The following is a 1,416-nucleotide window of genomic DNA, read 5'->3' on the forward strand; positions in this document are numbered from 1 at the left end:
CAAATTGCTTGGGTGTTATATGGTCAAGCCTCACGGGCAATTAGTATTGGTTAGCTCAACGCCTCACAGCGCTTACACACCCAACCTATCAACGTCGTAGTCTTCGACGGCCCTTCAGGGGACTCAAGGTCCCAGTGAGATCTCATCTTGAGGCTAGTTTCCCGCTTAGATGCTTTCAGCGGTTATCTATTCCGAACATAGCTACCCGGCAATGCCACTGGCGTGACAACCGGAACACCAGAGGTTCGTCCACTCCGGTCCTCTCGTACTAGGAGCAGCCCCTCTCAAATCTCAAACGTCCACGGCAGATAGGGACCGAACTGTCTCACGACGTTCTAAACCCAGCTCGCGTACCACTTTAAATGGCGAACAGCCATACCCTTGGGACCGGCTTCAGCCCCAGGATGTGATGAGCCGACATCGAGGTGCCAAACACCGCCGTCGATATGAACTCTTGGGCGGTATCAGCCTGTTATCCCCGGAGTACCTTTTATCCGTTGAGCGATGGCCCTTCCATACAGAACCACCGGATCACTAAGACCTACTTTCGTACCTGCTCGACGTGTCTGTCTCGCAGTCAAGCGCGCTTTTGCCTTTATACTCTACGACCGATTTCCGACCGGTCTGAGCGCACCTTCGTACTCCTCCGTTACTCTTTAGGAGGAGACCGCCCCAGTCAAACTACCCACCATACACTGTCCTCGATCCGGATAACGGACCTGAGTTAGAACCTCAAAGTTGCCAGGGTGGTATTTCAAGGATGGCTCCACGCGAACTGGCGTCCACGCTTCAAAGCCTCCCACCTATCCTACACAAGCAAATTCAAAGTCCAGTGCAAAGCTATAGTAAAGGTTCACGGGGTCTTTCCGTCTAGCCGCGGATACACTGCATCTTCACAGCGATTTCAATTTCACTGAGTCTCGGGTGGAGACAGCGCCGCCATCGTTACGCCATTCGTGCAGGTCGGAACTTACCCGACAAGGAATTTCGCTACCTTAGGACCGTTATAGTTACGGCCGCCGTTTACCGGGGCTTCGATCAAGAGCTTCGCGTTAGCTAACCCCATCAATTAACCTTCCGGCACCGGGCAGGCGTCACACCCTATACGTCCACTTTCGTGTTTGCAGAGTGCTGTGTTTTTAATAAACAGTCGCAGCGGCCTGGTATCTTCGACCGGCGTGGGCTTACGCAGTAAATGCTTCACCCTCACCGGCGCACCTTCTCCCGAAGTTACGGTGCCATTTTGCCTAGTTCCTTCACCCGAGTTCTCTCAAGCGCCTTGGTATTCTCTACCCAACCACCTGTGTCGGTTTGGGGTACGGTTCCTGGTTACCTGAAGCTTAGAAGCTTTTCTTGGAAGCATGGCATCAACCACTTCGTGTTCTAAAAGAACACTCGTCATCAGCTCTCGGCCTT

1 rRNA gene is annotated in these 1,416 nt (G+C 53.0%); it reads right to left on the reverse strand.

Features of this window, described 5'->3' with window-relative positions:
- Positions 1–19: 19 nt before the first annotated feature.
- Positions 20–1,416, reverse strand: a 23S ribosomal RNA gene (locus AC30D7_RS28700); the annotation flags it as partial.

The organism is Pseudomonas sp. DF5 (assembly GCF_058148225.1).